This window comes from Streptomyces sp. NBC_00247 (assembly GCF_036188265.1).
Taxonomy (GTDB): domain Bacteria; phylum Actinomycetota; class Actinomycetes; order Streptomycetales; family Streptomycetaceae; genus Streptomyces.
Genome location: NZ_CP108093.1, coordinates 5,915,433 through 5,939,921 on the forward strand (window position 1 = coordinate 5,915,433; position 24,489 = coordinate 5,939,921).

At 72.5% G+C, this 24,489-nt stretch carries 23 protein-coding genes; 11 read left to right on the forward strand and 12 right to left on the reverse strand.

All coding sequences use genetic code 11. The features are described 5' to 3' along the window. Window positions 1-3 precede the first annotated feature (3 nt). From OHT52_RS25740 to OHT52_RS25750, 3 genes are read left to right on the forward strand one after another with little or no spacing between them, the layout of a single operon-like run. Entirely contained in the window at window positions 4-771 is a 768-nt protein-coding gene (locus OHT52_RS25740; RefSeq protein WP_328722556.1) for an SDR family oxidoreductase, read from the forward strand. Further along, window positions 768-2,447, forward strand: a complete 1,680-nt coding sequence (locus OHT52_RS25745) for an AMP-binding protein (protein ID WP_328722557.1) — start codon at window positions 768-770, stop codon at window positions 2,445-2,447. Before OHT52_RS25740 ends, OHT52_RS25745 begins: the two co-directional genes overlap by 4 nt. A 49-nt stretch (window positions 2,448-2,496) precedes the next feature. Next, window positions 2,497-3,090 carry a TetR/AcrR family transcriptional regulator gene (locus tag OHT52_RS25750; RefSeq protein ID WP_328723903.1) on the forward strand — a complete coding sequence of 198 codons (594 nt, stop codon included), beginning with the start codon at window positions 2,497-2,499 and terminating at the stop codon, window positions 3,088-3,090. A 20-nt stretch (window positions 3,091-3,110) separates the two neighbouring features. On the opposite strand, the gene OHT52_RS25755 is transcribed toward OHT52_RS25750, so the two are convergent. Genes OHT52_RS25755 through OHT52_RS25765 form a run of 3 tightly spaced genes read right to left on the reverse strand, consistent with a single transcriptional unit; the run spans window position 3,111 to window position 6,327 of the window. Continuing rightward, a complete protein-coding gene (locus OHT52_RS25755) occupies window positions 3,111-3,983 on the reverse strand; it encodes a carbohydrate ABC transporter permease (RefSeq protein ID WP_328722558.1) in 873 nt (290 codons plus the stop codon). After that, complete coding sequence (locus OHT52_RS25760) at window positions 3,980-4,993, reverse strand: carbohydrate ABC transporter permease (RefSeq protein WP_328722559.1); 1,014 nt, start codon at window positions 4,991-4,993, stop codon at window positions 3,980-3,982. Before OHT52_RS25760 ends, OHT52_RS25755 begins: the two co-directional genes overlap by 4 nt. Beyond that, window positions 4,990-6,327 carry an ABC transporter substrate-binding protein gene (locus OHT52_RS25765; RefSeq protein ID WP_328722560.1) on the reverse strand — a complete coding sequence of 446 codons (1,338 nt, stop codon included), beginning with the start codon at window positions 6,325-6,327 and terminating at the stop codon, window positions 4,990-4,992. Before OHT52_RS25765 ends, OHT52_RS25760 begins: the two co-directional genes overlap by 4 nt. A 533-nt stretch (window positions 6,328-6,860) precedes the next feature. On the opposite strand from OHT52_RS25765, the gene OHT52_RS25770 reads away from it, so the two are divergent. Continuing rightward, a complete protein-coding gene (locus OHT52_RS25770) occupies window positions 6,861-8,195 on the forward strand; it encodes a M28 family metallopeptidase (RefSeq protein WP_328722561.1) in 1,335 nt (444 codons plus the stop codon). Between the two features lie 90 nt (window positions 8,196-8,285). On the opposite strand, the gene OHT52_RS25775 is transcribed toward OHT52_RS25770, so the two are convergent. Then, window positions 8,286-9,500 (reverse strand): acyl-CoA dehydrogenase family protein, encoded by a 1,215-nt coding sequence (locus OHT52_RS25775; RefSeq protein ID WP_328722562.1) that lies wholly within the window; start codon window positions 9,498-9,500, stop codon window positions 8,286-8,288. Window positions 9,501-9,508: 8 nt separating this feature from the next. Next, complete coding sequence (locus tag OHT52_RS25780) at window positions 9,509-10,531, reverse strand: phosphotransferase family protein (RefSeq protein ID WP_328722563.1); 1,023 nt, start codon at window positions 10,529-10,531, stop codon at window positions 9,509-9,511. A gap of 154 nt (window positions 10,532-10,685) precedes the next feature. On the opposite strand from OHT52_RS25780, the gene OHT52_RS25785 reads away from it, so the two are divergent. Then, window positions 10,686-11,984 (forward strand): glucarate dehydratase family protein, encoded by a 1,299-nt coding sequence (locus tag OHT52_RS25785; protein ID WP_328722564.1) that lies wholly within the window; start codon window positions 10,686-10,688, stop codon window positions 11,982-11,984. Between the two features lie 66 nt (window positions 11,985-12,050). Here OHT52_RS25785 and OHT52_RS25790 read toward each other — a convergent pair whose 3' ends face one another. After that, a complete protein-coding gene (locus tag OHT52_RS25790; protein WP_443046666.1) occupies window positions 12,051-12,428 on the reverse strand; it encodes a winged helix-turn-helix transcriptional regulator in 378 nt (125 codons plus the stop codon). 78 nt (window positions 12,429-12,506) lie between these two features. Between OHT52_RS25790 and OHT52_RS25795 the strand changes: the two genes are divergently transcribed. From OHT52_RS25795 to OHT52_RS25810, 4 genes are all read left to right on the forward strand, one after another. Beyond that, complete coding sequence (locus tag OHT52_RS25795) at window positions 12,507-13,178, forward strand: NADPH-dependent F420 reductase (RefSeq protein WP_328722566.1); 672 nt, start codon at window positions 12,507-12,509, stop codon at window positions 13,176-13,178. A gap of 261 nt (window positions 13,179-13,439) precedes the next feature. Further along, window positions 13,440-14,138, forward strand: coding sequence for a helix-turn-helix transcriptional regulator (locus OHT52_RS25800; protein WP_328722567.1), 699 nt, complete (start codon window positions 13,440-13,442; stop codon window positions 14,136-14,138). A 32-nt stretch (window positions 14,139-14,170) separates the two neighbouring features. After that, a complete protein-coding gene (locus tag OHT52_RS25805) occupies window positions 14,171-14,695 on the forward strand; it encodes a DUF3291 domain-containing protein (protein WP_328722568.1) in 525 nt (174 codons plus the stop codon). Window positions 14,696-15,103: 408 nt separating this feature from the next. Beyond that, window positions 15,104-15,733: an alpha-ketoglutarate-dependent dioxygenase AlkB gene (locus OHT52_RS25810; protein ID WP_328722569.1), complete on the forward strand. Its 630-nt coding sequence runs from the start codon at window positions 15,104-15,106 to the stop codon at window positions 15,731-15,733. Between the two features lie 56 nt (window positions 15,734-15,789). On the opposite strand, the gene OHT52_RS25815 is transcribed toward OHT52_RS25810, so the two are convergent. The 4 genes from OHT52_RS25815 to OHT52_RS25830 all read right to left on the reverse strand — a co-directional run bounded on the left by OHT52_RS25815 (window position 15,790) and on the right by OHT52_RS25830 (window position 17,891). Beyond that, a complete protein-coding gene (locus OHT52_RS25815; protein ID WP_328722570.1) occupies window positions 15,790-16,227 on the reverse strand; it encodes an NUDIX domain-containing protein in 438 nt (145 codons plus the stop codon). A gap of 308 nt (window positions 16,228-16,535) precedes the next feature. Then, window positions 16,536-16,871: a DUF202 domain-containing protein gene (locus OHT52_RS25820; protein ID WP_328722571.1), complete on the reverse strand. Its 336-nt coding sequence runs from the start codon at window positions 16,869-16,871 to the stop codon at window positions 16,536-16,538. Further along, entirely contained in the window at window positions 16,868-17,263 is a 396-nt protein-coding gene (locus OHT52_RS25825) for a YidH family protein (protein WP_328722572.1), read from the reverse strand. Before OHT52_RS25825 ends, OHT52_RS25820 begins: the two co-directional genes overlap by 4 nt. Before the next feature lie 109 nt (window positions 17,264-17,372). Continuing rightward, window positions 17,373-17,891, reverse strand: a complete 519-nt coding sequence (locus OHT52_RS25830) for an NUDIX domain-containing protein (protein WP_328722573.1) — start codon at window positions 17,889-17,891, stop codon at window positions 17,373-17,375. A gap of 147 nt (window positions 17,892-18,038) precedes the next feature. Here OHT52_RS25830 and OHT52_RS25835 point away from each other — a divergent pair, with 147 nt between their 5' ends. Beyond that, window positions 18,039-19,970, forward strand: a complete 1,932-nt coding sequence (locus OHT52_RS25835; protein WP_328722574.1) for a hypothetical protein — start codon at window positions 18,039-18,041, stop codon at window positions 19,968-19,970. A 77-nt stretch (window positions 19,971-20,047) separates the two neighbouring features. On the opposite strand, the gene OHT52_RS25840 is transcribed toward OHT52_RS25835, so the two are convergent. Continuing rightward, complete coding sequence (locus OHT52_RS25840; protein WP_328722575.1) at window positions 20,048-20,959, reverse strand: DMT family transporter; 912 nt, start codon at window positions 20,957-20,959, stop codon at window positions 20,048-20,050. Window positions 20,960-21,196: 237 nt separating this feature from the next. Here OHT52_RS25840 and OHT52_RS25845 point away from each other — a divergent pair, with 237 nt between their 5' ends. Further along, window positions 21,197-22,852 (forward strand): FAD-binding dehydrogenase, encoded by a 1,656-nt coding sequence (locus OHT52_RS25845; RefSeq protein WP_328722576.1) that lies wholly within the window; start codon window positions 21,197-21,199, stop codon window positions 22,850-22,852. Window positions 22,853-23,079: 227 nt separating this feature from the next. On the opposite strand, the gene OHT52_RS25850 is transcribed toward OHT52_RS25845, so the two are convergent. Continuing rightward, window positions 23,080-24,477, reverse strand: a complete 1,398-nt coding sequence (locus tag OHT52_RS25850; protein WP_328722577.1) for a GntP family permease — start codon at window positions 24,475-24,477, stop codon at window positions 23,080-23,082. Window positions 24,478-24,489 lie beyond the last annotated feature (12 nt).

Genomic DNA, 24,489 nt, shown 5'->3' on the forward strand with positions numbered 1-24,489 from the left:
CCGATGAGTACGGTTCAAGGCGCCGGCGTAGTGGTCACGGGAGCCGGAGGCGGCATCGGCGCCGCCCTGGCCCGGAGATTCGCCGCCGAGGGTGCGCGGGTGGTCGTCAACGACCTCGACGCCGCACGGATCGAGCCGCTCGCCCAGGAGATCGGCGGTACGGCGATCGCCGGTGACGCCTCCGGAATCGTGGACGCCGCCCGGGACGCCCTCGGCGGCACCGTCGACGTCTTCTGCGCCAACGCCGGCCTCGCCTCTCCCGGCGACGTCTTCGCCGACGAGGAGGTGTGGGCAGCCGCCTGGGACGTCAACGTGATGGCCCACGTCCGTGCGGCCCGGGCCCTGCTGCCCGAGTGGCTGGAGCGCGGCAGCGGCCGGTTCGTCACCACCGCCTCCGCCGCCGGCCTGCTCACCATGATCGGCGCCGCGCCCTACAGCGTCAGCAAGCACGGGGCCGTCGCCTTCGCCGAGTGGCTCTCGCTCACCTACCGCCACCGGGGGATCAAGGTCCACGCGATCTGCCCGCAGGGCGTACGGACCGACATGCTCACCGCCGCCGGATCGGCCGGCGAGCTCGTCCTCGCCCCCACCGCCATCGAACCGGACGCCGTCGCCGACGCGCTCTTCGACGCGATCGCGAAGGACCGTTTCCTCGTCCTGCCCCACCCCGAGGTGGCCGGCTACTACCGGGCCAGGGCCGAGGACCCGGACCACTGGATCGGCGGCATGAACAAACTCCAGCGCACCTGGGAGAAGGGGACCCGCGCATGACCACCACCCCGGACACGGCGGCCCCGTCCCCGTACGCCGCGAAGCCCTGGACCGGGCTGCTCTCCGAGACGCAGCTCACCCCCGTCGAGCCCGCCGAGACGGTCCTGCACGCCTTCCGGGCCGCAGTCGCCCGCGCCCCGGAACATACGGCCCTCGCCTACTTCGACGGGCGGCTCGGCTACCGCGAGGCCGACGAACTCAGCGACTCCGTCGCCGGGCACCTCGCCGCCCGGGGCCTGCGGCGCGGCGACCGCGTCGCGATCATGCTCCAGAACACCCCGCACTTCGTCCTCGCCCTGCTGGGCGCGTGGAAGGCGGGCGCCACCGTCGTCCCGCTCAACCCCATGTACAAGGCCGGCGAGGTCGCGCACGTCCTGGACGATGCCGGGGTGACCGCGCTCTTCTGCTCGGACCGGGCCTGGGAGTCGTACCTGCGCGACACCGCGGCCGCCGCGCCCGGCGTCACGATCGCCGTCACCGCCTGCGAGCTCGACCTCCAGACCGAGAACGACCCGCGCGTCCTCGGTTTCGAGCGGCTTCCGGCCCCCGGCGACACCGACGACCTGGTGGCCGTCGCCCGCAAGGGCCTCGCCGCCCCCGACGACCGCGCACTCACCGCCACCGACACCGCGCTGATCAGCTACACCTCCGGCACCAGTGGGAAGCCCAAGGGGGCGATGAACTCCCACGGCAACGTCATGGTCAACGCCGCACGCCAGCGCGAGGACCACCCGATCCCCGAGGGCGCCGCCTACTTCGCCCTCGCCCCGCTCTTCCACATCACCGGCATGGTCTGCCAGCTCGCCGCCTGCCTCGCCAACGCAGGCACCCTCGTGCTCGCCTACCGGTTCGAGGCGAGCGTGGTCCTCGAAGCCTTCGCCACCCACCGCCCCGCCTACACCGTCGGCCCCTCCACCGCCTTCATGGCGCTCGCCGCCCACCCCGACGCCACCCCCGCCCACTTCGCATCCTTCGCGGTGATCTCCTCCGGCGGCGCACCGCTGCCGCCCGCGCTGGTGGAGAAGTTCCGGGCGGGCTTCGGCCCGTACATCCGCAACGGCTACGGCCTCACCGAGTGCACCGCCCCCTGCGCCGCCGTACCCCCGCACCGGGAAGCCCCCGTCGACCCCGTCTCCGGAACCCTGTCGGTCGGCGTACCTGGCCCGGACACCCTCGTCCGCATCCTCGACGAGACCGGCGCGGAGGTGCCGCTCGGCGAACAGGGCGAGATCGCGGTGCGCGGTCCCCAGGTCGTGTCCGGCTACTGGAACCTCCCCGAGGCCACCGCCGCGGCCTTCCCCGACGGTGAACTGCGCACCGGAGACATCGGGTTCATGGACCGCGAGGGCTGGCTCTACGTCGTGGACCGCAAGAAGGACATGATCAACGCCTCCGGGTTCAAGGTCTGGCCCCGCGAGGTGGAGGACGTCCTCTACACCCACCCCGCCGTACGCGAGGCCGCCGTCGTCGGCGTTCCCGACGCCTACCGGGGCGAGACGGTCCGCGCCTACGTCAGCCTCCGGCCGGGCTCCGCCGTGGCGCCGGAGGAACTGGGCGCGTACTGCAAGGAACGGCTCGCCGCGTACAAGTACCCCCGTCAGGTCGAGATCCTGGCCGAGCTGCCGAAAACGGCGAGTGGGAAGATCCTCAGGCGGGAACTGCGTTCCCCGCGATAGAACACGTTCACGGTGAAGCGAAGGGCAGGTGGCGGCGATGGCCAAGGCGATGGCCAGGACGATGGAGGGGAACGGGGTTCCCGTTCCCCAGCGGCTGCTGGCCGCCGCCACCCGCCTCTTCGCGGAACAGGGGTACGACCGCACCTCGGTCCAGGAGATCGTCGAGGCCGCAGGGGTCACCAAGGGGGCCCTGTACCACTACTTCGGTTCCAAGGAGGACCTCCTCCACGAGGTCTACGCCCGGGTGCTCCGCCTCCAGCAGGAGCGCCTCGACGCCTTCGCGAACGCCGACGAACCGGTGGCGAAGCGGCTGCGCGACGCCGCCGCGGACGTGGTCGTGACGACCATCGAGAACCTCGACGACGCCTCGATCTTCTTCCGCTCCATGCACCACCTGAGCCCGGAGAAGAACAAGCAGGTGCGCGTCGAACGCCGCCGCTACCACGAGCGCTTCCGCGCCCTGATCGAGGAAGGGCAGCGGGCGGGCGTCTTCTCCCTCGCCAGCCCCGCCGACCTCGTGGTCGACTACCACTTCGGCTCGATCCACCACCTCTCGACCTGGTACCGCCCCGACGGCCCGCTCACCAAGCAGGAAGTCGCCGGCCACCTCGCGGACCTGCTGCTGCGGGCGCTGCGGCCGTAGCGGGCGTCCGCCCGCGGAGCTCAGCCCTTGAGCCCCCCGGCGAACCCCTTGATGACGTACCGCTGGAGCAGCAGGAACACCACCAGGACGGGCAGCGCGGCCAGGACGAGCCCCGCGAAGACGAGCCCGTACTCCGACACGTACTGGCCGACGAAGGAGAACACCCCCACCGGCACGGTCTCCTTGTCGGACCCGCCGAGGTAGAGCAGCGGGGTGAAGAAGTCGTTCCAGACGAAGACGGCGTTCAGGATGACCACCGTGCCGGTGATCGGCCGCAGCAGCGGGAACACGATCCGGGTGAACGCCTGCCGGTGGTCGCACCCGTCGATCAGCGCTGCCTGCGCGTAGTCGGCGGGCAGGGTGCGGACGAACCCGGTGTAGAGGAACACGGTGAACGGCAACTGGATGCCGGTGTAGAAGAGCACCATCCCCTGGTACGTCCCCAGCCAGCCGAGGCTGTCGACCAGCTTGTACAGCGGGATCATGCCCAGCTGGAAGGGCAGCACGATGCCCAGCAGGAAGAGGATGTACAGCCCGTAGCCGAGCCCCTGGGCCCGGCGGGCCAGGAAGTACGCCCCCGTCGAGCCGAGCACCACCAGCAGCAGCAGGCTGAGGGCGGTGATGACCGCGCTGTTGACGAGCGCGGGCCCCAGCGACGCGGACGACCACGCGTTGCCGAAGTTGTGCAGGGTCGGCGGGGCGGGCAGGCCCAGCGGGGAGTCGGCGATCTGCCGGGGCTCCTTGAGCGCCAGCGTGATCAGGGCGTACACCGGGAAGAGGAAGAGGACCGCGACCGCGACCATGACCAGCTCCAGGGCGTAGCTTCCGTAGCGGGCGCGGCGGCGCACGGACGTCGCCGACTTCACGGGCTTCGCGTGTTCCACGGAGTTCACGCGGTCACCTCCCGGGCGCGCAGGAAGCGGAGCTGGACGAGCGAGACCGCCGCGACGAAGAGCGCGAGCACCAGGGCCACGGCCGTGCTGTAGCCGAACTTCCCGTACACGAAAGCCTCCTTGAACAGGGCAGTCGAGAGGGTCTCGCTGGCGGTGCCGGGGCCGCCGTTGGTGGCCGCGTACACCTGGTCGAAGAGCTTCAGGCCGCCGATGGTCGACAGCATGAGGTTGACGGTCAGCGCCGGGGCGAGCATCGGCCAGGTGACGTAGCGGAACCTCTGCCAGGTCCCGGCGCCGTCGATCTTCGCCGCCTCGTGGAGCTCGGGCGGCACCCCCTGGAGCCCGGCGAGGAAGATGACCATCGAGTACCCGGCGTACTGCCACACGACCATGGCCGCCACCGACCAGAGCGCCAGCGAGGGATCGCCCAGCCAGTCCTGCCGCAGCGCGCCGAGACCGACCGCCCCCAGCAAGCCGTTGAGCCCAGCCGTGGGCTCGGGGTTGTAGACGTACTTCCACAGGAACGCGACCATCACCGGGCTGACGACCGCCGGGGCGAAGAAGACCACCCGCAGCAGCGACCTGCTCCGGATGCCGGTGTCGACCCCCAGCGCGAGCAGCAGTCCCACGACGTTCTGCACGACGACCACGGCGACGGTCAGCAGCAGCGTGTTCACCACCGAGTCCAGGGTCCGCCGGTCGTCCAGGAGCGCCCGGAAGTTCGCCAGTCCGACGAACGAGGCGTCGCCGATGCCGGACCAGTCGGTGAACGCGTACGCCACGCCCGCGAGGCTCGGGTAGAGCACCACGACCGCGTACACCAGCAGCGCGGGGACCACGAACCCCCAGGGCGGGGCCGTGAGATCGCGGCCGGGGCGGGTGCGGGCCGGCCGCGGCGGCGGGATCGGGACCGTGGGCGGTGTCTTCACGGTGCGAGCCTCGGGGCCGGGCTTCCCGGGCCGGACCCCTTCGGGCTCGATCTCCTCGGGCTGGGGGAGCGAGCGGCTCATGAGGCCCTCCGGTAGGCGTCGTCCATCTGTCCGAGCGCGCCCCGGACGTCCGTCTCGCCGGACAGGAGATCCTGTACGGCCGCGAAGTGAGCGGGCTGCACCTCGGCGTTGGGCCACCGCTGATCCATGAACGGCACGGCGCGGCCCGTGTCCACGATCGGCAGGAAGGGCTCCAGGACCGGGTCGACGGCGGTGGACGCGTCCCGCCGGAAGGGGATCGCGAAGACGGCGGACGCCCAGCGGTCGATGTTCTCCTGCTTCCCGAGGAAGGCGATGAAGTCCGCAGCCCGGGGGTCGCGCTCGGCCCGCACGGAGACGCCGAGGCCGACCACGATGCCCGCCGGGATCCACAGCCGCGCCGGATCGTCGCCGCCGGGGAAGGGGAACATCGCCAGGTCCTCCGGGCTCTCGGTGGCCTCCCGGAACACCCCGAGCACCGCGGAGACCTGGACGGCCATCGCCGCCTTCCCGGTGGCGACCATCGCGGTCTGCTGCTCGAACGTGGTGCCGTTGGGGTTGTCGTTGAAGAAACCTTTGCGCTGGAGCTCCTGGTACCGGCCCAGGGCATCGGCCCAGCCGGAATCCCGGAAGGACGTCCGGCCGGCGGCCATGTCGTCGTCGAACCGGGCGTTGTGCGCGTAGACGGCGTTGGGCACCAGCGCGTAGCTGATCAGCTGCGTCACCCACGGCGTCTGCGCGCCGAGCGCGATCGGCACGACGCCCCGGGCCCTGAGTCTCGTACAGACCTCGAGCAGCTCCGTCCAGGTCGACGGCGGCTCGACCCCGGCCCGGGCGAACACCTTCTTGTTGTAGATCGCACCGATCAGGCAGCTCCCCGCCGAGTAGAGGTACGTGCGCCCCTCGTACCGGTAGGCGGTACCGAAGGCCGCCGGGATGTTCGCCGTCCACGGCTGCGTACTGAGATCGGTGAGCAGCCCGGCCCTGGCCAGCTCGACCATGGACATCGCGCTGCCGCTGCCCGGATACACCGCGTGCACGTCCGGGGCGTTGCCCCCGGCGAGCTGGGTGCGGACCACGGTCTGCATCTGCTCGGTGGGCGCGAACGAGGTGGTGAAGGACTCTGCGGGCCGGCTCCTGCGGTAGAGCTTCAGCAGCTCCTCCACCGGCTGCTGCTGGTCGGTGACCCCCACGATCCGCAGCCCGTCGCCGGAGCCGCCCGAGCACCCGGAGAGCACCGGCGGCAGCGCGCCGGCCGCCACGATCCCGCCGCCGGCCCGCAGGAACTCCCGGCGGCTGCGCCCGGTGGCGGCGTCCCCGCGGTCGGCGGCGCCGGTGCGACCTGTGGTGCCTTCATGGCCCTGACCCGTGGTCATGCGTGCCCTCCTGCCGAGGCGGTACGAGCCGGACGGCCGACCCGCCCTCCGGGCCCTTCCGCGCCGCGCGGGCCGAACCCGGGCCCCGGACCGCACGCGTGGACGGACACGACGGCATGGCGTCCGGCGCCTTCCGGGGGCATCCGGCCGAAAACTCTCGCCGTACCTTCGCAGCCGACCGCTCGCGCGCCGGGCAGCGACACGAAAGCGGGCTTCCGCACGGGTGAGCCGGCGAGGGCGGCCGGGAGCGCGGGGGCCGTCCGCCGTGACGGGTGGGTGAACCACGTAACGCCCCGGCCTGCACCGTCCGTTGACCGAACAGTCATGTCCGGTTCCTGCTCTTGACCGTGTACGGCTAACTGGCTGAATATCGGTCACGCACCGGCGCGTCCCGTACTCCACGCGCCGTGTCGCACGCCGTACGCGCGCCCGCACCCCGCACCGCACCACCAGCTCCAGGTCCGGCCGGAGCACGGCTCCTGCCGGATACCCCCCGCGCCTTCCGTCCCCCTTCACGGAAAACGGAGCATGTGATGAGACCGGTCCTGTGCAGAACCCTGCCCTCCGCCGCCGCCCTCGCGGTGGCCACCCTGCTCGTGACGACGGGGGCCGCGCACGCCGCGGCCCCCGTCGTCGTACCCGCCCCCACGGCGGTTGCGGCGGTCGCCGCCCCCGACATCCCGCTCGCCAACGTCAAGGCGCACCTCGCCCAGCTCCAGTCGATCGCCACCGCCAACGGCGGCAACCGCGCCCACGGCCGTACCGGGTACAAGGCGTCCGTCGACTACGTGAAGGCGAAGCTCGACGCCGCCGGCTACACCACCACCCTCCAGCAGTTCACCTCCAGCGGCGCCACGGGCTACAACCTGGTCGCGGACTGGCCGGGCGGCGACACCTCGAAGGTGCTGATGGCGGGGGCCCACCTCGACTCCGTGACCGCCGGCGCCGGGATCAACGACAACGGGTCCGGCTCGGCGGCCGTACTGGAGACCGCCCTCGCCGTCTCCCGGGCCGGCTACCAGCCGGACAAGCACCTCCGCTTCGCCTGGTGGGGCGCGGAGGAGCTGGGCATGGTCGGGTCGAAGTACTACGTCAACAACCTCGCGGCCACCGAACGCGCCAAGCTCACCGGCTACCTCAACTTCGACATGATCGGCTCGCCCAACCCCGGCTACTTCGTCTACGACGACGACCCGACGATCGAGCAGACCTTCAAGGACTACTACGCGGGCCTCTCCATAGCCACCGAGATCGAGACCGAGGGAGACGGCCGCTCCGACCACGCTCCCTTCAAGACGGCGGGCGTCCCGGTCGGCGGCCTCTTCTCCGGCGCCGACTACATCAAGACCGCCGCGCAGGCGCAGAAGTGGGGCGGCACCTCGGGTCTCGCCTTCGACCGCTGCTACCACGCCTCCTGCGACACCTCCGCCAACATCGACGACACCGCGCTCGACCGCAACAGCGACGCCGTCGCCTACGCGGTCTGGAACCTCTCGGCCGCCACGGCGACCCCGCCGGCCGGCACGGTGTTCACCAACGCCACCGACGTGACCGTGCCGGACAACGGCGCCGCCGTCACCTCCGCCCTCACCGTCTCCGGGCGCACCGGCAACGCGCCCGCCGGCCTCAAGGTGGACGTGGACATCCGGCACACCTGGCGCGGCGACCTCGTGGTGGACCTGGTGGCGCCGGACGGCACCGCCTACCGGCTGAAGAGCGCGAGCAGCAGTGACTCGGCGGACAACGTCGTCGCGACCTACACCGTCAACGCCTCCTCCGAAGTCGCCAACGGGGTGTGGAAGTTGAAGGTGCAGGACACGGCGTCCTCCGACACCGGGTACATCAACAGCTGGTCGCTGACCTTCTGATCCCCGCCATCCGGCGGACACCACCCGGACGGCCGGCGCGCGGGGCACCCGCACCCGCGCACCGGCCGTCCGTCCTCGCCGCGCCCGTCGTCAGAGGTACTTCTTGATCTCCCGCCGCGCCAGCGACCGCTGGTGCACCTCGTCCGGCCCGTCCGCCAGACGCAAGGTCCTTGCGGATGCCCACAGTTCGGCGAGCGGGAAGTCCTGGCTCACGCCTCCGGCACCGTGCAGCTGCACCGCGTCGTCGAGGATGCCGAGCACCGCACGGGGTGTGGCGATCTTGATGGCCTGGATCTCGGTGTGCGCTCCCCGGTTGCCCACGGTGTCCATCAGCCACGCCGTCTTCAGCACCAGAAGCCGCAGCTGCTCGACGGTCACCCGGGCGTCCGCGATCCAGTTCTGCACCACGCCCTGCTGGGCGAGCGGCTTGCCGAAGGCCGTACGGGAGACCGCGCGACGGCACATCAGCTCGATCGCGCGCTCAGCCATGCCGATCAGCCGCATGCAGTGGTGGATGCGCCCCGGACCGAGCCGTGCCTGGGCGATGGAGAAGCCGCCGCCCTCCTCGCCGACCAGATTGGCCACCGGCACGCGGACGTCGGTGAAGACGAGTTCGGCGTGCCCGCCGTGCCAGTGGTCCTCGTACCCGTACACCCGCATGGCGCGGCGCACTTCGAGGCCGGGAGTGTCGCGCGGGACCAGGATCATCGACTGCTGGCGGCGGATGTCCTCGCCGTCCGGGTCGGTCTTGCCCATCACGATGAAGACCGCGCAGTCCGGGTTCATCGCCCCGGAGATGTACCACTTGCGGCCGTTGACGACGTACTCGTCGCCGTCGCGCGTGATCCGGGTCTCGATGTTGGTCGCGTCGGAGGAGGCCACCTCCGGCTCCGTCATGGCGAACCCCGAACGGATCTCGCCCGCGAGCAGGGGCTCCAGCCACTGCTTCTTCTGGGCGTCCGTGCCGAACTGGTGGAGCACCTCCATGTTCCCGGTGTCCGGCGCCGCGCAGTTCAGTGCGGTGGGCGCCAACTGCGGTGAACGGCCGCTGATTTCGGCGAGCGGCGCGTACTGCAGGTTGGTCAGGCCCGCGCCGTGCTCGGCGTCCGGCAGGAAGAGGTTCCACAGGCCCTGGCGGCGCGCCTCGGCCTTCAGCTCCGCCACGACCGGCGGGGTCTGCCACGGTGAGGCGAGCAGGGCCCGCTGCTCCTCGGCGGTCTTCTCCGCCGGGTGGACGTGCTCGTCCATGAAAGCGAGCAGCCTGGTGCGCAGCTCCTCGGTGCGGGCGTCGAATGCGAAGTCCATGCGGGTGATCAGCCTTCCTGGAAGGTGGTGAGGCCGTGCTCGATGAAGAGGGGGACGAGTTCGCCGATGCGGTCGAACCCCGCGCCGACCGTCTGGCCCAGGGTGTAGCGGTAGTGGATGCCCTCCAGGATCACGGCGAGCTTGAACCACGCGAACGCGGTGTACCAGGAGAGGGCGGAGGTGTCCCGGCCGGAGCGCGTGGCGTAGCGCTCGATCAGCTCGGCGGGGGAGGGGTGGCCCGGGGCGCCGCTCGTCGTGGAGACGGGCGACTCGGGAAGCCCCAGGTCGGAGCTGTACATCACCAGCAGCCCGAGGTCGGTGAGCGGGTCGCCGAGGGTGGACATCTCCCAGTCGAGCACGGCCTTGACGGAGTCGTCCGCGCCGATCAGCACGTTGTCCAGGCGGTAGTCGCCGTGCACCACGGTCGGGGCGGGCGAGTCGGGCAGCGCACGGCCGAGGCCGGCGTGCAGTTCGTCGATGCCGGCCAGCTCGCGGTTGCGTGAGGCGTCCAACTGTTTGCCCCATCGCCTCAGTTGCCGGTCGAGGAAACCCTCGGGGCGCCCGAAGTCGCCCAGCCCGACCGCCGCCGGGTCCACGGCGTGCAGGTCGACCAGGGTGTCCACCAGCCCCAGGACCACCTGCCGGGTGCGCTCGGCGCCGAGCGGGGCGAGCTGTCCGGCGGTACGGAAGGGGGTGCCCTCCACGTACTCCATGACGTAGAACGGCGCCCCGACGACGGAGTCGTCCTCGCAGAGCAGCACCGCCTCCGGTACGGGTACGGCGGTCGGGTGCAGGGCGTCGATCACCCGGTGCTCGCGCTTCATGTCGTGCGCGGTGGCGAGGACGTGGCCCAGCGGCGGTCTGCGGACCACCCAGGTGTGCACGGAGTCGGTGACGGTGTACGTCAGGTTCGACCGGCCGCCCTCGATGAGCCGCGCTTCGAGCGGTCCGCTCACCAGCCCCGGCCGCTCGCGGTCGAGATGGCCGCGCAGCAGGACGGGGTCGAGTCCTGGCGGGGGGACTGAACTCATGACGCGCACCTCCGGGGGTGGTGGACCGAACGTGCCCATGATGCCGACCAGTCGGTATGTCGTCCAGTGAGCGGCCGGAATCCGCGGCGGCGACGTGGGGCCGGCCCAGTCGGCCACCCTGGCGCTGGAACGCATCTCTGAATAGAGTTCACGTATGGATACAGCGTTGTTGATCGAGGACGTCCGGCTCACCCCGATTCTCATAGCCGACCCGCCCCTGCTGAACACCCAGGGCGTGCACCAGCCCTACACCCCGCGGCTCATCGTGGAAGTGGTCACACGGGGTGGCGTGACCGGGATCGGGGAGACGTACGGCGACTCCGTCTACCTGGATCTCGCCCGCCCGCTCGCCCAGGCGCTGCCGGGTCGCGCGGTCAGCGATCTGAACGCCCTCTTCGCCCTCGCGGAGGAGGTGTGCGGCGGATCCGGCGAGGCCGAGGCCGGGGAAGAGGGCGTCGACGCGGGCGGCCTGCGGGGCGTCCGTACGGCCGACAAGCTCCGGCTGTCCGTCGTCTCCGGCTTCGAGGTCGCCTGCCTGGACGCGCTCGGCAAGACGCTGGGCCTGCCCGTGCACACCCTGCTCGGCGGCAAGGTCCGCGACGCCGTCGACTACAGCGCGTACCTCTTCTACCGCTGGGCCGCCCACCCGGAGGGCGGCGAGAAGGACGACTGGGGCGCCGCCGTCGACCCGGCCGGGGTCGTCGCCCAGGCCGAACGCTTCGCCAGGGAGTACGGCTTCGGCTCCTTCAAGCTCAAGGGCGGTGTCTTCCCGCCCGACGAGGAGATCGCCGCGATCCGCGCGCTGGCCGAGGCATTCCCCGGCCGCCCGCTCCGGCTCGACCCCAACGGCGCCTGGTCGGTGGAGACCTCGCTCCGCGTCGCCCGCGAACTGGGCGGCGTACTGGAGTACTTGGAGGACCCCGCGAGCGGAACGCCCGCGATGGCGGAAGTGTCGGCGGGCACGGACGTGCCGCTCGCCACCAACATGTGCGTCACCACGCTCGCCGAGCTGCCCGAAGCCTTCGCGAAGGACGCGGTCCAGGTCGTCCTCTCCGACCACCACTACTGGGGCGGACTGCACCGCACCCGCGAACTGGCTTCGATCTGCCGGACGTTCGGGGTGGGCCTGTCCATGCACTCCAACACCCACCTCGGCATCAGCCTCGCCGCGATGACCCATGTCGCCGCCACCGTGCCCAACCTCGACTACGCCTGCGACAGCCACTACCCCTGGCAGACCGAGGACGTCATCACCACCCGCCACGTGTTCGAGAACGGCCGCCTGACCGTCTCCGACGCCCCCGGCCTCGGTGTCGAACTCGACCGCGACCGGCTGGCCGCCCTCCACCGGCGCTGGCTGGACGACGACGGCACCCTGCGCGACCGTGACGACGCGGCGGCGATGCGCAAGGCCGACCCGGAGTGGGTGACCCCGGCGATCCCACGCTGGTGACACGGCGCTCGTCGGCGGTACCGAGGGGGCACGGGCCGGACGAGGAAGAACCGGCGCGGAGCCGGCTCAGTCGTCCCAGCCCTGCGCCGCCACGAAGGCGTCCCCGTGCTCGGCCGACCAGCGCCCCAGGGCAGCGATCGGCTCCAGCAGCGTCCGGCCGAGCGGGGTCAGTGCGTACTCGACGCGACGCGGCGCCCCGGCGGGGACCGTACGCTCCACCAGCGCGTACTCCGTGAGCCTGCGCAGGGTCTCGGTGAGCACCTTGGGGCTGATCGATCCGATCGCCGCGCTCAGATCGCGCGGGCGCAGCGGTCCGGCCGCCAACGCCTGTACCACCACGGCGTTCCAGGTGTTCGCCAGCAGGTCGAACGCCAGTCTCGCCCGGCAGTCGGCCAGCACCCGTTCCACAACGCCCCCTATTCGCACACCACGTGGGCACCACATGGTAAGTGCCGCGTCCCTTAACGTCGCAGGCGTCGCTCCCGGACCTGGGAGCGGCGCCTGCGGACGGAGGGAAGACGGATGCGCGTCGGCGTGCTCGGTACGGGAAACATGGCGGACGCACTCGGCACGCGCTGGGCCGCGGCCGGGCACGAGGTGCTCTTCGGCGGGCGGTCGCCCGAGCGGTCGCGTGCCCTCGCCGGCCGGGCGGGCGGCCTCCCCGGCACGCTGGGCGAGGCGGCCCGCTTCGGGGACGCGGTCCTGCTCGCCCTGCCCCACCACGCCCTGGCGGGCGTGCTCGCCGGACTCGGCGCGGGCGAAGGCGCGTTGCGGGGCCGGGTGCTGATCGACTGCACCAACGCGGTCGGCCCCGGCCTGCTGCTCACCACCGGCACCGGTCCGGGCGCCGCCCGCACCCTCGCCCGTACCACCGGAGCCGGGGTGGTGAAGGCGTTCAACCACCTCCCCGACGCCGTGTGGCGGCTCGACCCGTTCACCGCCGCCACCGCCGAGGGGCCGCTGGCCGTGCCGCTCTGCGGCGACGACGAGGCCGCGCTGGAGACCGTACGCACGCTCGTGCGCGCTCTCGGACACGTGCCGCTCACGCTCGGTGGCCTGGAGCGCGCTGATCAGCTGGAGGCGGCGACCGCGCTCCTGATCGGCCTGTGGAAGTCCGGCCACGACCCCCGCACCCTGCTGCCGCCCTTCGAGGTCGTCACGGCCGGGGACCGGGCGGGGCGTCGGGGGCGGTGACGGACACCGCCACCGATGCGGGGACGGCCGGGACGTGCCTGGCGCCACGGGGCGGGACGCCGGCCGGCGGTGCGGACGGCAGGAGGGTGGGCCTCGCGGTTCGCGTGCGGTACGCACACCTGCGGTCTGAGCGGGGCGAGCGTGCCGCAGCGCCGCGGACTCCCGCCTTCCCGGACCGCCGGACGCCGACCCGCAGTGCTCGGCGCGCGGCGGCCGGAGCCGTTTTCTATCTCCAACCTGCGTTGTTCCTAGAATGGCCGGGTGGAGGACATCGACGCGATCGCAATGCTGCAGGACCCGGTACGCCGCCGGCTGTACGCGTACGTGGCGGCGCAGGGCCGCGAGGTCGGGCGCAACGAGGCCGCCGAGGCGACCGGGGTGGCTCGCACGCTGGCCGCGCACCATCTGGACAAGCTGACCGAAGCGGGTCTGCTGGCGAGCGGCAGCCGCCGGCTGACGGGTCGGTCGGGGCCGGGGGCGGGCCGTCCCGCCAAGGTGTACACGCGGGTGCTCACCGAGTTCGGGGTCTCGCTGCCCGCCCGCGACTACCGCACCGCGGCCGAACTGCTCGCCGAGGCGGCCGAGGAGGCGGGCCTCGATGCCGGGCTCCGCGAGGCCGCCCACCGCAGGGGCGAGGCGCTGCGCGGGGCGGCGGCGCCCTGCGGCGACCTCGCGGAGGCCCTGGGGGTACTGGCCGCGCGCGGGTACGAGCCGCATCTGGAAGGCGGCGGGGACGGCGGCGACGACGAGGGGGCGGCAGGAGGGAAGGCGCCCGTCGTCCGCATGCGCAACTGCCCCTTCCACGCGGTCGCCGAACGCTTTCCGCCCCTCGTCTGCGGCATGAACCTCGCCCTGCTGGAAGGGCTGCTCGGTACGGACGGTCCCGTCCGCGCGCGCATGGATGCCCGGCCGGGGGGATGCTGTGTCGTCGTCGAAGATTCTAAAATCAATGACGATTGACATAGAAAAGCGGGCCATGCTGGGATGAGGCCATGACCGCATCCCCGCGCGCCGCCCACCTCGCCCAGCTCAACGTGTCCACGCTCCTCCACCCCCTCGACGACCCCCGCATCGCGCCGTTCGTCGCCCTGCTCGACCCGGTCAACGCCGACGCCGACGGCGCACCCGGATTCGTGTGGCGGCTCGTGGGGGACGGCGGCGCCGACGCCACCGACCTGCGCCCGGCGGGCGAGAACGTCATCGTCAACATGTCGGTGTGGGAGACCCCGGAGGCGCTCTGGGACTTCACCTACCGCAGCGGCCACCTGGAGGTGGTGCGGCAGCGCCGCGACTGGTTCGACCGGCACGTCGAGGCGCACCTGGTGCTCTGGTGGGTCCCGGCCGGACATGTCCCGACCGTCGAGGAGGCTCTGGAGCGGCTGGCGGACCTGCGGGCCAACGGCCCCTCCCCGTGCGCCTTCACCTTCACTTCCTCGTACTCCGCGGACGAGGCCGCCGCCGCGACGTACTCGGACGAGGCCGCCGCGACGTGCGCGGGGGCGCCGCTCCCCGAGTGAGGGAGGGCGTCGCGGAGCGCGTACGCACCGCCACGAGCAGGTCGACCGGGCCCGGGGCGCGGTCGGCGACGTGCTCGCTCGCCTCTCCTGCGCCAACCCGTTCGGGTGACTCCGTGGACACCGCGACGCAGACGTTCCTGATCTTCCTGGTCAACCCCGTTCCTGCGCCGGAACCGCTTTTGGCCCATTCCCTGGCTCACGTCACCCGCCGGCCCGCCCGCGTCCTGCCCGCGACGCGCCCGGTGGTCGGTACGGCGCGTACGCCCTGGCGGTCCTGCGGGCCCGGAACGCGGGCGCTGACCATCCCGGCTGGCCGCTTCCCCGTGAGGCAGCGGGCTCGCGGCAGGAAGGGAAGGCGGACGGGCCGTGAGCCCGTATTCGAACAAATGAACTAGACTCGTCGGTCTCATGACCTCGTTCCTCCAGCCATCACTCTTCGGCCAGTCCGACGGCCCCGCTCTCGGGCCGCTGTCCGGGCTGCACCGCACGGAGCTCGGACAGGGCGCGTGGATCGATCTGCTGCCGGGCTGGCTGAGCGGCGGGGACGAACTGTTCGCGCGGCTCGAAACCGAGGTCCCCTGGCGTGCCGAACGCCGCCGGATGTACGACCGCACCGTGGACGTACCGCGCCTGCTGGCCTTCTACCGCGCCGCCGACACACTGCCCCACCCGGTCCTCACCGAGGCCCGCCAGGAGCTGTCGGCGCACTACGCCCGGGAACTGGGCGAACCCTTCACCACGGCGGGGCTCTGCCACTACCGCGACGGCCGGGACAGCGTCGCCTGGCACGGCGACCGGACCGGCCGGGGCTCGCACGAGGACACCATGGTCGCGATCCTCTCGGTGGGGGCCCCGCGCGACCTTCTGCTGCGACCCCGTGACCACGCGGGTGAAACCCTGCGCCGCCCGCTGGGGCACGGGGACCTGATCGTGATGGGGGGTTCCTGCCAGCGGACCTGGGAGCACGCGATCCCCAAGACCGCCCGGTCCTGCGGGCCCCGGATCAGCGTGCAGTACCGTCCGCGCGGGGTGCGCTGACCGGTGCGTGGGCGCGCTCCCGTGCGGCTCCACCGTTTCCGCGGGGGGCCGTCGCGTCAGGCGGCAGCTCCGGCGTGGTGCGCCTTGATGGCCTCGTGGGCCCACCCGCACATGGTCAGGTGCTCCATCGTCGCCAGATCGAACCAGTGGAACATGATGCCCTCGCTCACCGGGAGAGCGTGCGCGTCACCCTCCCAGTGGGCCGTATAGACGTGGATGTGCCCCTCGGTGACGTACGGGCCTTCGGCGTGCACGGCGCGGAAGGCGGTGACGTCGGGCAGGACGAGGCCGGTCTCCTCGCGGATCTCCCGCGCGATCGTGTCGTCCAGCGACTCCTCACCCTCCCCGCCGCCCCCGACCAGGGACCAGGTGCCGCTGTCGCAGATCGGTTTGTGGGCATCGCGCAGATGGAGGAGGTAGTCACCCCGGTCGTTGATGATGATCACGGCGGTACTGGGCCTCTCGGAGGCATCCGGATCGGGCAGCTCACTCACCTTCCTCGGGAGGTCCGGCCGTCGGCGGAGGGCCGGAGGAAGGGGCCGGCGGACGCCGGTGCCCCCGTCCGGAATGCCCGTACACGGCACGGAGAAACGCCTACCGGGGCAGGTGGCCGAGGCGTGCGGAGGTACGAACGGCGCACCGGGGCGCGCTCTTCGTGGTGCTCGCGCTCTCCGCGCCGCCCTTGCCGCTCCGGCCCGTGTCGGCTCCGCTTCCCGCTCGGCTCTGTGGCCCGTGTCGGCTCCGCTACCCGCTCGGCTCTCCGGCCCGCCCGGTCCCGGCTCCCGGCCCGCCCCGCGACGCCTCAGAACACCATCGCCGCCGCGAACACCGCCAAGGCCACCGTGCACGCGGCGGCCGTCAGTGCCGCTCGGAGGGCCAGCGGCTCGGGCTGAGCCGTGCCGGTCGCCCGTACTCGCCGGTGGGCCACCCGCAGGAAGCCGATCCAGGCCGCCGCGCTGAGGGCCAGCGCGACCACCGCCCCGAGGGTCGCTCCGCCGTGCAGGGCCTGCTTCCCGGCCAGCACCGCCGCCACCGTCGCCGACAGTGTGGTGCGACGCCAGGCGAGGAGGGTGCGCTCCGGCTGGAGGCCCGGGTCCCGGGTGGCCCCGGAGGCGGGCCCGGGCACGGCTCCGCTCACCGGCCCTCCCAGCCGAAGAGGACGACCACCACCATCGCCACGGCGACCACCGCGACCACCAGGCTCAGCAGGGTGGGGAACCGCGAGACGGGCAGATCCTCGCCCCGCCGCATGGCCCGTTCGCAGCGGACCCAGTGGTTGACGGCCCGCAGCGCGCAGAGCACACCGGCCGCGAGCAGGCCGAACGCCAGACCGGCGCGCACTCCCCACGCGAGCCCCGGCAGGAACTGGTCGACGGCGAAGCCGCCGCCGATCAGGGCCAGGGCCGTACGGATCCAGGCGAGGAACGTCCGCTCGTTGGCGAGGGAGAAGCGGTAGTCCGGGGTGTCGCCCTCGTCGCGGATTCGTTGCGGCGCGAACCACAACCGCAAGCTCTGTACGAATTCGTTCACGCGGGAACCCTATCCGCCCCCTTGTGAGCCGTTTCGATCACGACGAACGGAGGCTGCCGGGCGCCCGCGTGGAAGCCCGGGGCGCACCGAAGGCCGGGGCGCCGCGTGGTCAGTTCCCTGCCCGCTCCCGGTACGCCCGCAGCCGGTGGTACCCCTCAAGCCCGTCCGGCGTCCACGCCCACACGGGGACGCGCTCGGCCAGCTCCTCGTCCGCGAGGAAGCCGTGCCAGTCGATCTCCTCCTTCTGCGGATCGACCGGCAGTTCGCACCGCACCTGATAGACGCGCGACCACCAGGAGTGTCCGTCCTCCTCGTACAGGAACGAGAACAGCGGCTCGGGCTGCGGCAGTCCGCGGACGCCGAGCTCCTCCTCCGCCTCCCGCAGCGCCGCCTCGTCGTACGACTCCCCGGCTCCGACCACCCCACCGACGAACATGTCGTAGTGCGAGGGGAAGACCATCTTGGTGGCCGTCCTGCGGTGGACGAACACCCGCCCCTCGGCGTCGCGCGCCTCGATGAACACACACCGGTGGCGCAGCCCGCGCGCGGTCGCCTCGCCTCGCGTCGCCCGCCCCACGACCACGTCGTTCTCGTCGACGACGTCCAGGATCTCGTCAGCAGGATTCATGCCCCCATCCAACCGCACCCCGCCGACACCGCCCCGGGGCCGCGGGCGGCGACGGCGACGGCCAGGACACGAAACCCACTCGCCGCGACGGCGGGCGAACTGCCAGACTCCCGCCATGACCCACGGAATCGAGCAGCACCCCGCCCTGTGAACGCCCCGGACGAGCGCGAGCCGCTCACGACCCGGACCTCCCTGTACGACCACGCGCTGCGGCAGCTCCACACGGCGCCCGACGGCCGCCCTCCCGGCCGCGGCTTCCCGCTGCCGGACACGGCACGTTCCGAACGCGCCTCGAAGAGCGCCCCGCCCGGCGTCGACCCCTCGAAGAGCGACACCCCGAGCGGGCCCGCCGCCCCCGCCCCCGCAAGCCCCGCAGCCACCCCCGCCCCCGTCGCCTCCTTCGCCGAGAGCAAGGAGACCGCACACCGACTGCTCGCACCCCTGCTGAGCGATCCCGACGCCGAACGTGCGGCGGAGCGCGTCCACCGGGCGCTGCGCGGGCAGGGCCTGCGGGAACAGCCGGTCCGAGCGGCTGTCGCGCGACTGCCGCTGGAGGACCCGGCCGCTGCCCTCGCCCTCGCCCGGAGACTGGTGCGCCACGGGACGACCGCCGCGGCGGTGGGCGTCGGCATCGGGCTCCTCGCGCGCCTCGGGGAAGCCGAGGACGTCCCGCACCTCGGCGTCCTCGGACTCCTGCGGGGCTTCGTCCGCCCGGTCGTGGAGGCGCTGGACGGTCTCGACCGGCCCGTCGCCGCGCTGCTCTGGCTCGGCGCCCACGTCCGGGAGGGGGAACCGCGCGCTCTCGTCGACGCGCTGACCCGTCAGGACGACCCGGGCGTACGCCGGCTGCTGCTGGAGGTTCCGGTCGAACGCCGGACCATGGGGGCCGAATGCGCCCGCAGGATCTCCGAAGCGGTGCGCCTGGCGGACCTGCTCCGCTCGGACCCCGTGGACCCCCGCCTCCTCGCCCAGGCCGGACGCCTGCTCGTGATGATGGCGGGGCCGTACGACAGCCAGGTCGAGATCCTCGCGCACCGGGACGCCGTCACCCTGTACGAGGAGGTGATCGCCCGGGCGGCGTCCCTGCCGCCGGACCTCGACCACCGCACCGTCCTCGCCTCGCTCGCCCTGGAACTGCACAGCGGGGCGAGTGTTCTCCTCGACTGGCCGACCGGCCGCCGTGAGGCGCTGCTCGACGCTCTGGGAGCGCTGCCGGCCACCCGGGAACGGGCCTCCGTGCACGAAGGCGACCCCGCACGGCACGGGAGCGCGGACGACCGGCGGCGGCACCGGTGGGTCCGGCAGACCGTGCGCCGGGTCTTCGGCGCTCCTCCCCGGACAGGCCGGCTGCGGGTGGAAGGAACCGTGCGCGATCCGGCGTACCTGGAGCCCGTGGAGACCCGCCTGCTGATCGGCGGACGCCCGCTGGTGCCCGAGCACTTCGGCAAGGGCCCCGCGCGCCCTCCGGGCGAGCTGCTGGCCGGGGGCGGGCTGCGCGCCACCGCCGAGGCGCGCGAGGTGCTGCTCGCCGAGGCCTGGTGCACCGAGGGCTGCTGCGGGGCGCTGTACGTCACGATCCGGCGGGAGGGCGACGAGGTCGTCTGGTCCGACTGGCGGCGGAGCCTCGGAACCCGGCCGTCACTCGGTGAGGAGCGCTTCGACGCCCTCGCCTACGACGCCGAGATCGAGCGGGCGGAGGCGGACCGGGGCTGGGAGTGGCCCGCGGCCGCGACCGCGCGGCTGGTCGAGGAGGGGCTGAGGGCGCGGCCGGATCTCCTCACCCGGTGGGATCTCCGGAAAGACTGGACCGGTGCGGACTTCCGCGATCCCGAGGCCAACACGCTCTCCTTCACCTACTGGCCCGGCCTCGCGGAGGGGCGCAGGGACCGCGACGGCCCCTGGCTCCAGTTCGTCTGGACCCTTCCCGCCGACGGCACACCGCCCGCCGAACGGGCGGCGGCCGTACTGCACCGGCTGGCCACCGAGGACCCGAAGGGGTACGCGCAGGTGACGGGCGGATCCGCCGAGTACGCCCTGGAGCTGGGATACCCGTGGCCGGAGACCACGGAGCGGCGGTGACCACGGAGCGGCGGTGACCGGAGACGGCGCCGGCCAAAGACGGCGGTCGACGGCCGTGACCCGGTCCGGTACACCGGTCAGATCCCGCCGCCCTCCGTGGAGAGCAGGTCCCGGGCGGGATGGGCGCCGCCGCCCTTGCCGCCCGGGAGCGCCGGATGCAGCCCGAGCAGCACGATCCCCGCCACGATCGCCGCCAGCCCGGCCGCCTGGCCCGCCAGCGCCGCCGGGTCCGTGCGCACCTGGTCGCCGAGGAAGCCGATGCCGCAGGCGATCCCGGCCAGCGGCTGGGCGGCGGTCAGCGCGGGCAGCGACATCCGCAGCGGAGCCATCTCGAACGCGCTCTGCACCAGGATCAGCCCGGTCACCCCGATCGACAGGACGACGTACGGCTGCCAGCCGCCCACCAGCGCGGTCCAGCCGCCGTCCGCCAGCAGTTGGCCGCTCTCCCGGGTCAGCGCGTCCTGGAGTCCGTAGAGCAGCCCCGCCGCGAGCGCCAGCAGTGAGGGCGCCACCGCCGGGCGGGCGTGCCGGGCGGAGGCGGCGAGGACCAGCGCGAGACCCACCACCACGCCGATGATCAGCCAGTGCCGCAACGGGTCGGTCTCCGCCTGCCCGCCGGTCGGTTGCCCCGCGAGCAGGAACGCGGCGACCCCGCAGGACAGCAGCGCCAGCCCGCCCCATCCCTGACGGCCGAGCGGCTGCCCGGTGAGGGCACGCGACAGGCCCAGCGCGAAGAGCAGATTGGTCGCCAGCAGCGGTTCCACCACCGACAGCTCGCCCTGGCCCAGGGCCAGGGCACCCAGCACCATCCCGCAGACCATGAACGCGATGCCCGCCAGCCAGCTCCGCACCTTCATCAGGTCGAGCAGCAGACGGGGGGAGAGGAAATCGCTCATCGGTGCGCGGCGGGCGGCGTCCTGCTGAAGGACGAAGCCGAAACCCAGGCACGCCGCCGCGCCCACGGAGAGGAGGACGACCAGCAAGGACACAGGCTTCTTCCTCGGATCGGGCGGGCGGAAAGGATGTGTTCCGAACGATATGCCCCTCCGTGTAGGGGAGCGGTGAGATTGGTCCGACCGGCCTGTTGACTCGGGCATCGGGGCGTACCGAAGATCTGACCAACGAGTAACTTCCGCGCCCCCGCACACCCCCGCGGCCGCCGAACCGGCGCCGTACGCGCCGTGCCCGGCCGGTTTCCGCACCGCCTCCCCCGAAGGATGGAACCCATGGCGTACGACGCCGATGTGATCGTGATCGGAGCCGGCCTCGCGGGGCTGGCGGCCACGGCGGAGCTGGCGGACGCGGGACGCTCCGTGATCCTGCTCGACCAGGAGCCCGAGCAGTCGCTGGGGGGTCAGGCGCACTGGTCCTTCGGCGGCCTCTTCCTCGTCGACTCTCCCGAGCAGCGCAGGTTCCGGATCAAGGACAGCCGTGAGCTCGCCCTCCAGGACTGGTTCGGCACGGCCGGCTTCGACCGCGAGGAGGACCACTGGCCGAAGAAGTGGGCCGAGGCGTACGTGGACTTCGCCGCCGGGGAGAAGCGTTCCTGGCTGCGCGCGCAGGGACTGCGGCTCTTCCCGGTGGTCGGCTGGGCCGAGCGCGGCGGCTACGACGCGACCGGCCACGGCAACTCCGTCCCCCGCTTCCACATCACCTGGGGCACCGGTCCCGGGGTGGTCGCCCCCTTCGAGCGGCGGGTGCGCGAGGGCGTCGCCAAGGGGCTCGTCCAGTTCCGCTTCCGGCACCGGGTGACGGGCCTCGGCCGCACCCAGGGAGCCGTCGACACGGTGACCGGCGAGGTCCTGGAGCCGAGCGCGGCCGAGCGCGGCACCGCGAGCGGCCGGACGGCCACCGGCGCCTTCGAGCTGCGGGCCCAGGCGGTGATCGTCACCTCCGGCGGGATCGGCGGCAACCACGACCTCGTACGGGCCCAGTGGCCGGAGCGGCTCGGCGCCCCGCCCGCGAAGATGCTCTCCGGAGTGCCCGCCCACGTCGACGGACTGATGCTCGGCGTCGCCGAGGAGGCCGGGGCCCGCCACATCAACCGCGACCGGATGTGGCACTACACCGAGGGCATCGAGAACTGGAACCCCGTCTGGGACAAGCACGCCATCCGCATCCTGCCCGGCCCGTCCTCTCTCTGGTTCGACGCCCGGGGCAAGCGGCTTCCCGTCCCGCTCTTTCCCGGCTTCGACACGCTCGGCACCCTCGAACACATCATGAAGTCCGGATTCGACTACACCTGGTTCGTCCTGGACCAGCGGATCATCGGCAAGGAGTTCGCGCTCTCCGGCTCCGAACAGAACCCGGACCTCACCGGAAAGTCCGTCCGCGACGTCATCGGCCGGGCCCGCGCCGAGGTGCCCGGACCGGTCAAGGCGTTCATGGACAACGGCGTGGACTTCGTAGTGGAGAACGACCTCGGCGCGCTCGTCCGGGGCATGAACGCCCTGACCGGCGACGGGCTCATCGACGAGGACGACCTGCGCCGGGAGATCACCGCGCGCGACCGTGAGATCGCCAACCCGTTCACCAAGGACCTCCAGATCACGGCGATCCACGGGGCGCGTTCGTACCTCGGCGACAAGCTGATCCGCACGGCGAAGCCGCACCGCATCCTCGACCCGAAGGCCGGTCCGCTGATCGCCGTCCGGCTGAACATCCTCACCCGCAAATCGCTCGGTGGGCTGGAGACGGACCTCTCCTCCCGGGTGCTGACGGCGGACGGCTCCCCGCTGCCCGGGGTGTACGCGGCGGGGGAGGCGGCCGGGTTCGGAGGCGGCGGGGTGCACGGCTACCGCTCGCTGGAGGGAACCTTCCTCGGCGGCTGCATCTTCTCCGGCCGCACGGCGGGACGCGCGGCGGCGGCGGCCCTCGGCTGACGGTCCCGGGCGGCCCGCCCGGGAAGGTCTCCCGCCCCGCGACCGGGCTCCGGCTCACGCCCGTCCACGTACACGCGCGAAGGCGCCCGACCGGTCCGGGAGGCATGTATGGGCATGCGTACCGGAGGGGTCGGGCGCCTTCGTGGTCCCGCCGGGAGCGTCGGGTCCCGGCGGGGGTACCTGGTGAAGCAGGAACCGGGGGCCGTCAGGCACCCCGTACGGGGGCCCTACACCACCAGGGACAGCAGCAGGATGAAGGCCAGCGAGCAGACGGAGATGATGGTCTCCATCACCGACCAGGTCTTGACCGTCTGGCCGACGTCCATCCCGAAGTACTCCTTCACCAGCCAGAAACCCGCGTCGTTGACGTGGCTGAAGAAGAGTGAGCCCGCGCCGACCGCGAGGACCAGCAGCGCGGCGTGCGAGGTCGACATGTCGGCCGCCAGCGGGGCGACCAGGCCGGCCGCCGAGATGGTCGCGACCGTCGCCGAACCGGTCGCGAGCCGGATGCCGACCGCGATCAGCCAGCCGAGCAGAAGCGCGGGGATCGACCAGCTCTCGGAGAACTCCAGGATCATCCGGCCGACACCGGCGTCGATGAGGGTCTGCTTGAAGCCACCGCCCGCGCCGACGATGAGCAGCACGCCCGCGATCGGGGCGAGCGACTTCTCGACGGTGCCGGCGAGCCGGTCCTTGGTGAACCCGGCGGCCCGGCCCAGCGTGAACATGCCGACGATCACGGCGGCGAGCAGGGCGATCAGCGGGGAGCCGATGACGTCGGTGACCTTCTGGACGCCGCTTTCCGGGTCGTCCACGACGATGTCGACGAGGGCCTTCGCCAGCATCAGCACGACCGGCAGCAGCACGGTGGCCAGCGTCGCGCCGAAGCTCGGGCGGTGCTCCAGCTCCTCGGACGCGCGCTCGGGAACCATGCGCTCGGGCGCCTTGATGTCCACCCAGCGGGCGGCGAACCGGGAGAAGACCGGACCGGCGATGACCACGGTCGGAATGGCGACCACCACACCGAGGGCCAGCGTGACACCGAGGTTGGCGTCGAGCGCGTCGATCGCGACGAGCGGACCGGGGTGCGGGGGGATCAGCCCGTGCATCACGGAGAGACCCGCGAGCGCCGGGATGCCGATCCGCATCAAGGAGTAGTTGCCGCGCTTGGCGACGAGCAGCACCACCGGGATCAGCAGCACGATGCCGACCTCGAAGAAGAGCGGCAGGCCGATGATGGAGGCGATCAGCACCATCGCCCAGGGCATCGCCCGGCCGCTCGCCTTCGCGAGGATGGTGTCCACGATCTGGTCGGCGCCGCCGGAGTCGGCCAGCAGCTTGCCGAGTATCGCGCCCAGCGCGATGAGGACACCGACGCCCGCGACGGTGGAACCGAGCCCCGCCGTGAAGCTGGCGATCGTCTTCTCCAGCGGAGCCCCGGCGAAGGAGCCGAGCGCCAGCGAGCCGATGGTGAGCGCCAGGAAGGCGTGCAGCTTGAACTTGGTGATGAGCAGGACGATGACGGCGATGCCTGCGACGACGGCGATGCCCAACTGCGCGTTGCCCGCGGAGGTGATGGGTTCGACGGCGTCCGCTGCCAACGTCTCGACGCTGAGACTGGTCACGGTGGGGGGTCC

Bases quoted from the DNA above. Each gene is read 5' to 3' on its own strand.
- OHT52_RS25740 (WP_328722556.1), top strand. From the start codon at position 4: ATGAGTACGGTTCAAGGCGCCGGCGTAGTGGTCACGGGAGCCGGAGGC.
- OHT52_RS25745 (WP_328722557.1), top strand. From the start codon at position 768: ATGACCACCACCCCGGACACGGCGGCCCCGTCCCCGTACGCCGCGAAG.
- OHT52_RS25750 (WP_328723903.1), top strand. From the start codon at position 2,497: ATGGCCAGGACGATGGAGGGGAACGGGGTTCCCGTTCCCCAGCGGCTG.
- OHT52_RS25760 (WP_328722559.1), bottom strand. From the start codon at position 4,993: ATGAGCCGCTCGCTCCCCCAGCCCGAGGAGATCGAGCCCGAAGGGGTC.
- OHT52_RS25765 (WP_328722560.1), bottom strand. From the start codon at position 6,327: ATGACCACGGGTCAGGGCCATGAAGGCACCACAGGTCGCACCGGCGCC.
- OHT52_RS25770 (WP_328722561.1), top strand. From the start codon at position 6,861: ATGAGACCGGTCCTGTGCAGAACCCTGCCCTCCGCCGCCGCCCTCGCG.
- OHT52_RS25775 (WP_328722562.1), bottom strand. From the start codon at position 9,500: ATGGACTTCGCATTCGACGCCCGCACCGAGGAGCTGCGCACCAGGCTG.
- OHT52_RS25780 (WP_328722563.1), bottom strand. From the start codon at position 10,531: ATGAGTTCAGTCCCCCCGCCAGGACTCGACCCCGTCCTGCTGCGCGGC.
- OHT52_RS25785 (WP_328722564.1), top strand. From the start codon at position 10,686: ATGGATACAGCGTTGTTGATCGAGGACGTCCGGCTCACCCCGATTCTC.
- OHT52_RS25790 (WP_443046666.1), bottom strand. From the start codon at position 12,428: ATGTGGTGCCCACGTGGTGTGCGAATAGGGGGCGTTGTGGAACGGGTG.
- OHT52_RS25795 (WP_328722566.1), top strand. From the start codon at position 12,507: ATGCGCGTCGGCGTGCTCGGTACGGGAAACATGGCGGACGCACTCGGC.
- OHT52_RS25805 (WP_328722568.1), top strand. From the start codon at position 14,171: ATGACCGCATCCCCGCGCGCCGCCCACCTCGCCCAGCTCAACGTGTCC.
- OHT52_RS25810 (WP_328722569.1), top strand. From the start codon at position 15,104: ATGACCTCGTTCCTCCAGCCATCACTCTTCGGCCAGTCCGACGGCCCC.
- OHT52_RS25830 (WP_328722573.1), bottom strand. From the start codon at position 17,891: ATGAATCCTGCTGACGAGATCCTGGACGTCGTCGACGAGAACGACGTG.
- OHT52_RS25845 (WP_328722576.1), top strand. From the start codon at position 21,197: ATGGCGTACGACGCCGATGTGATCGTGATCGGAGCCGGCCTCGCGGGG.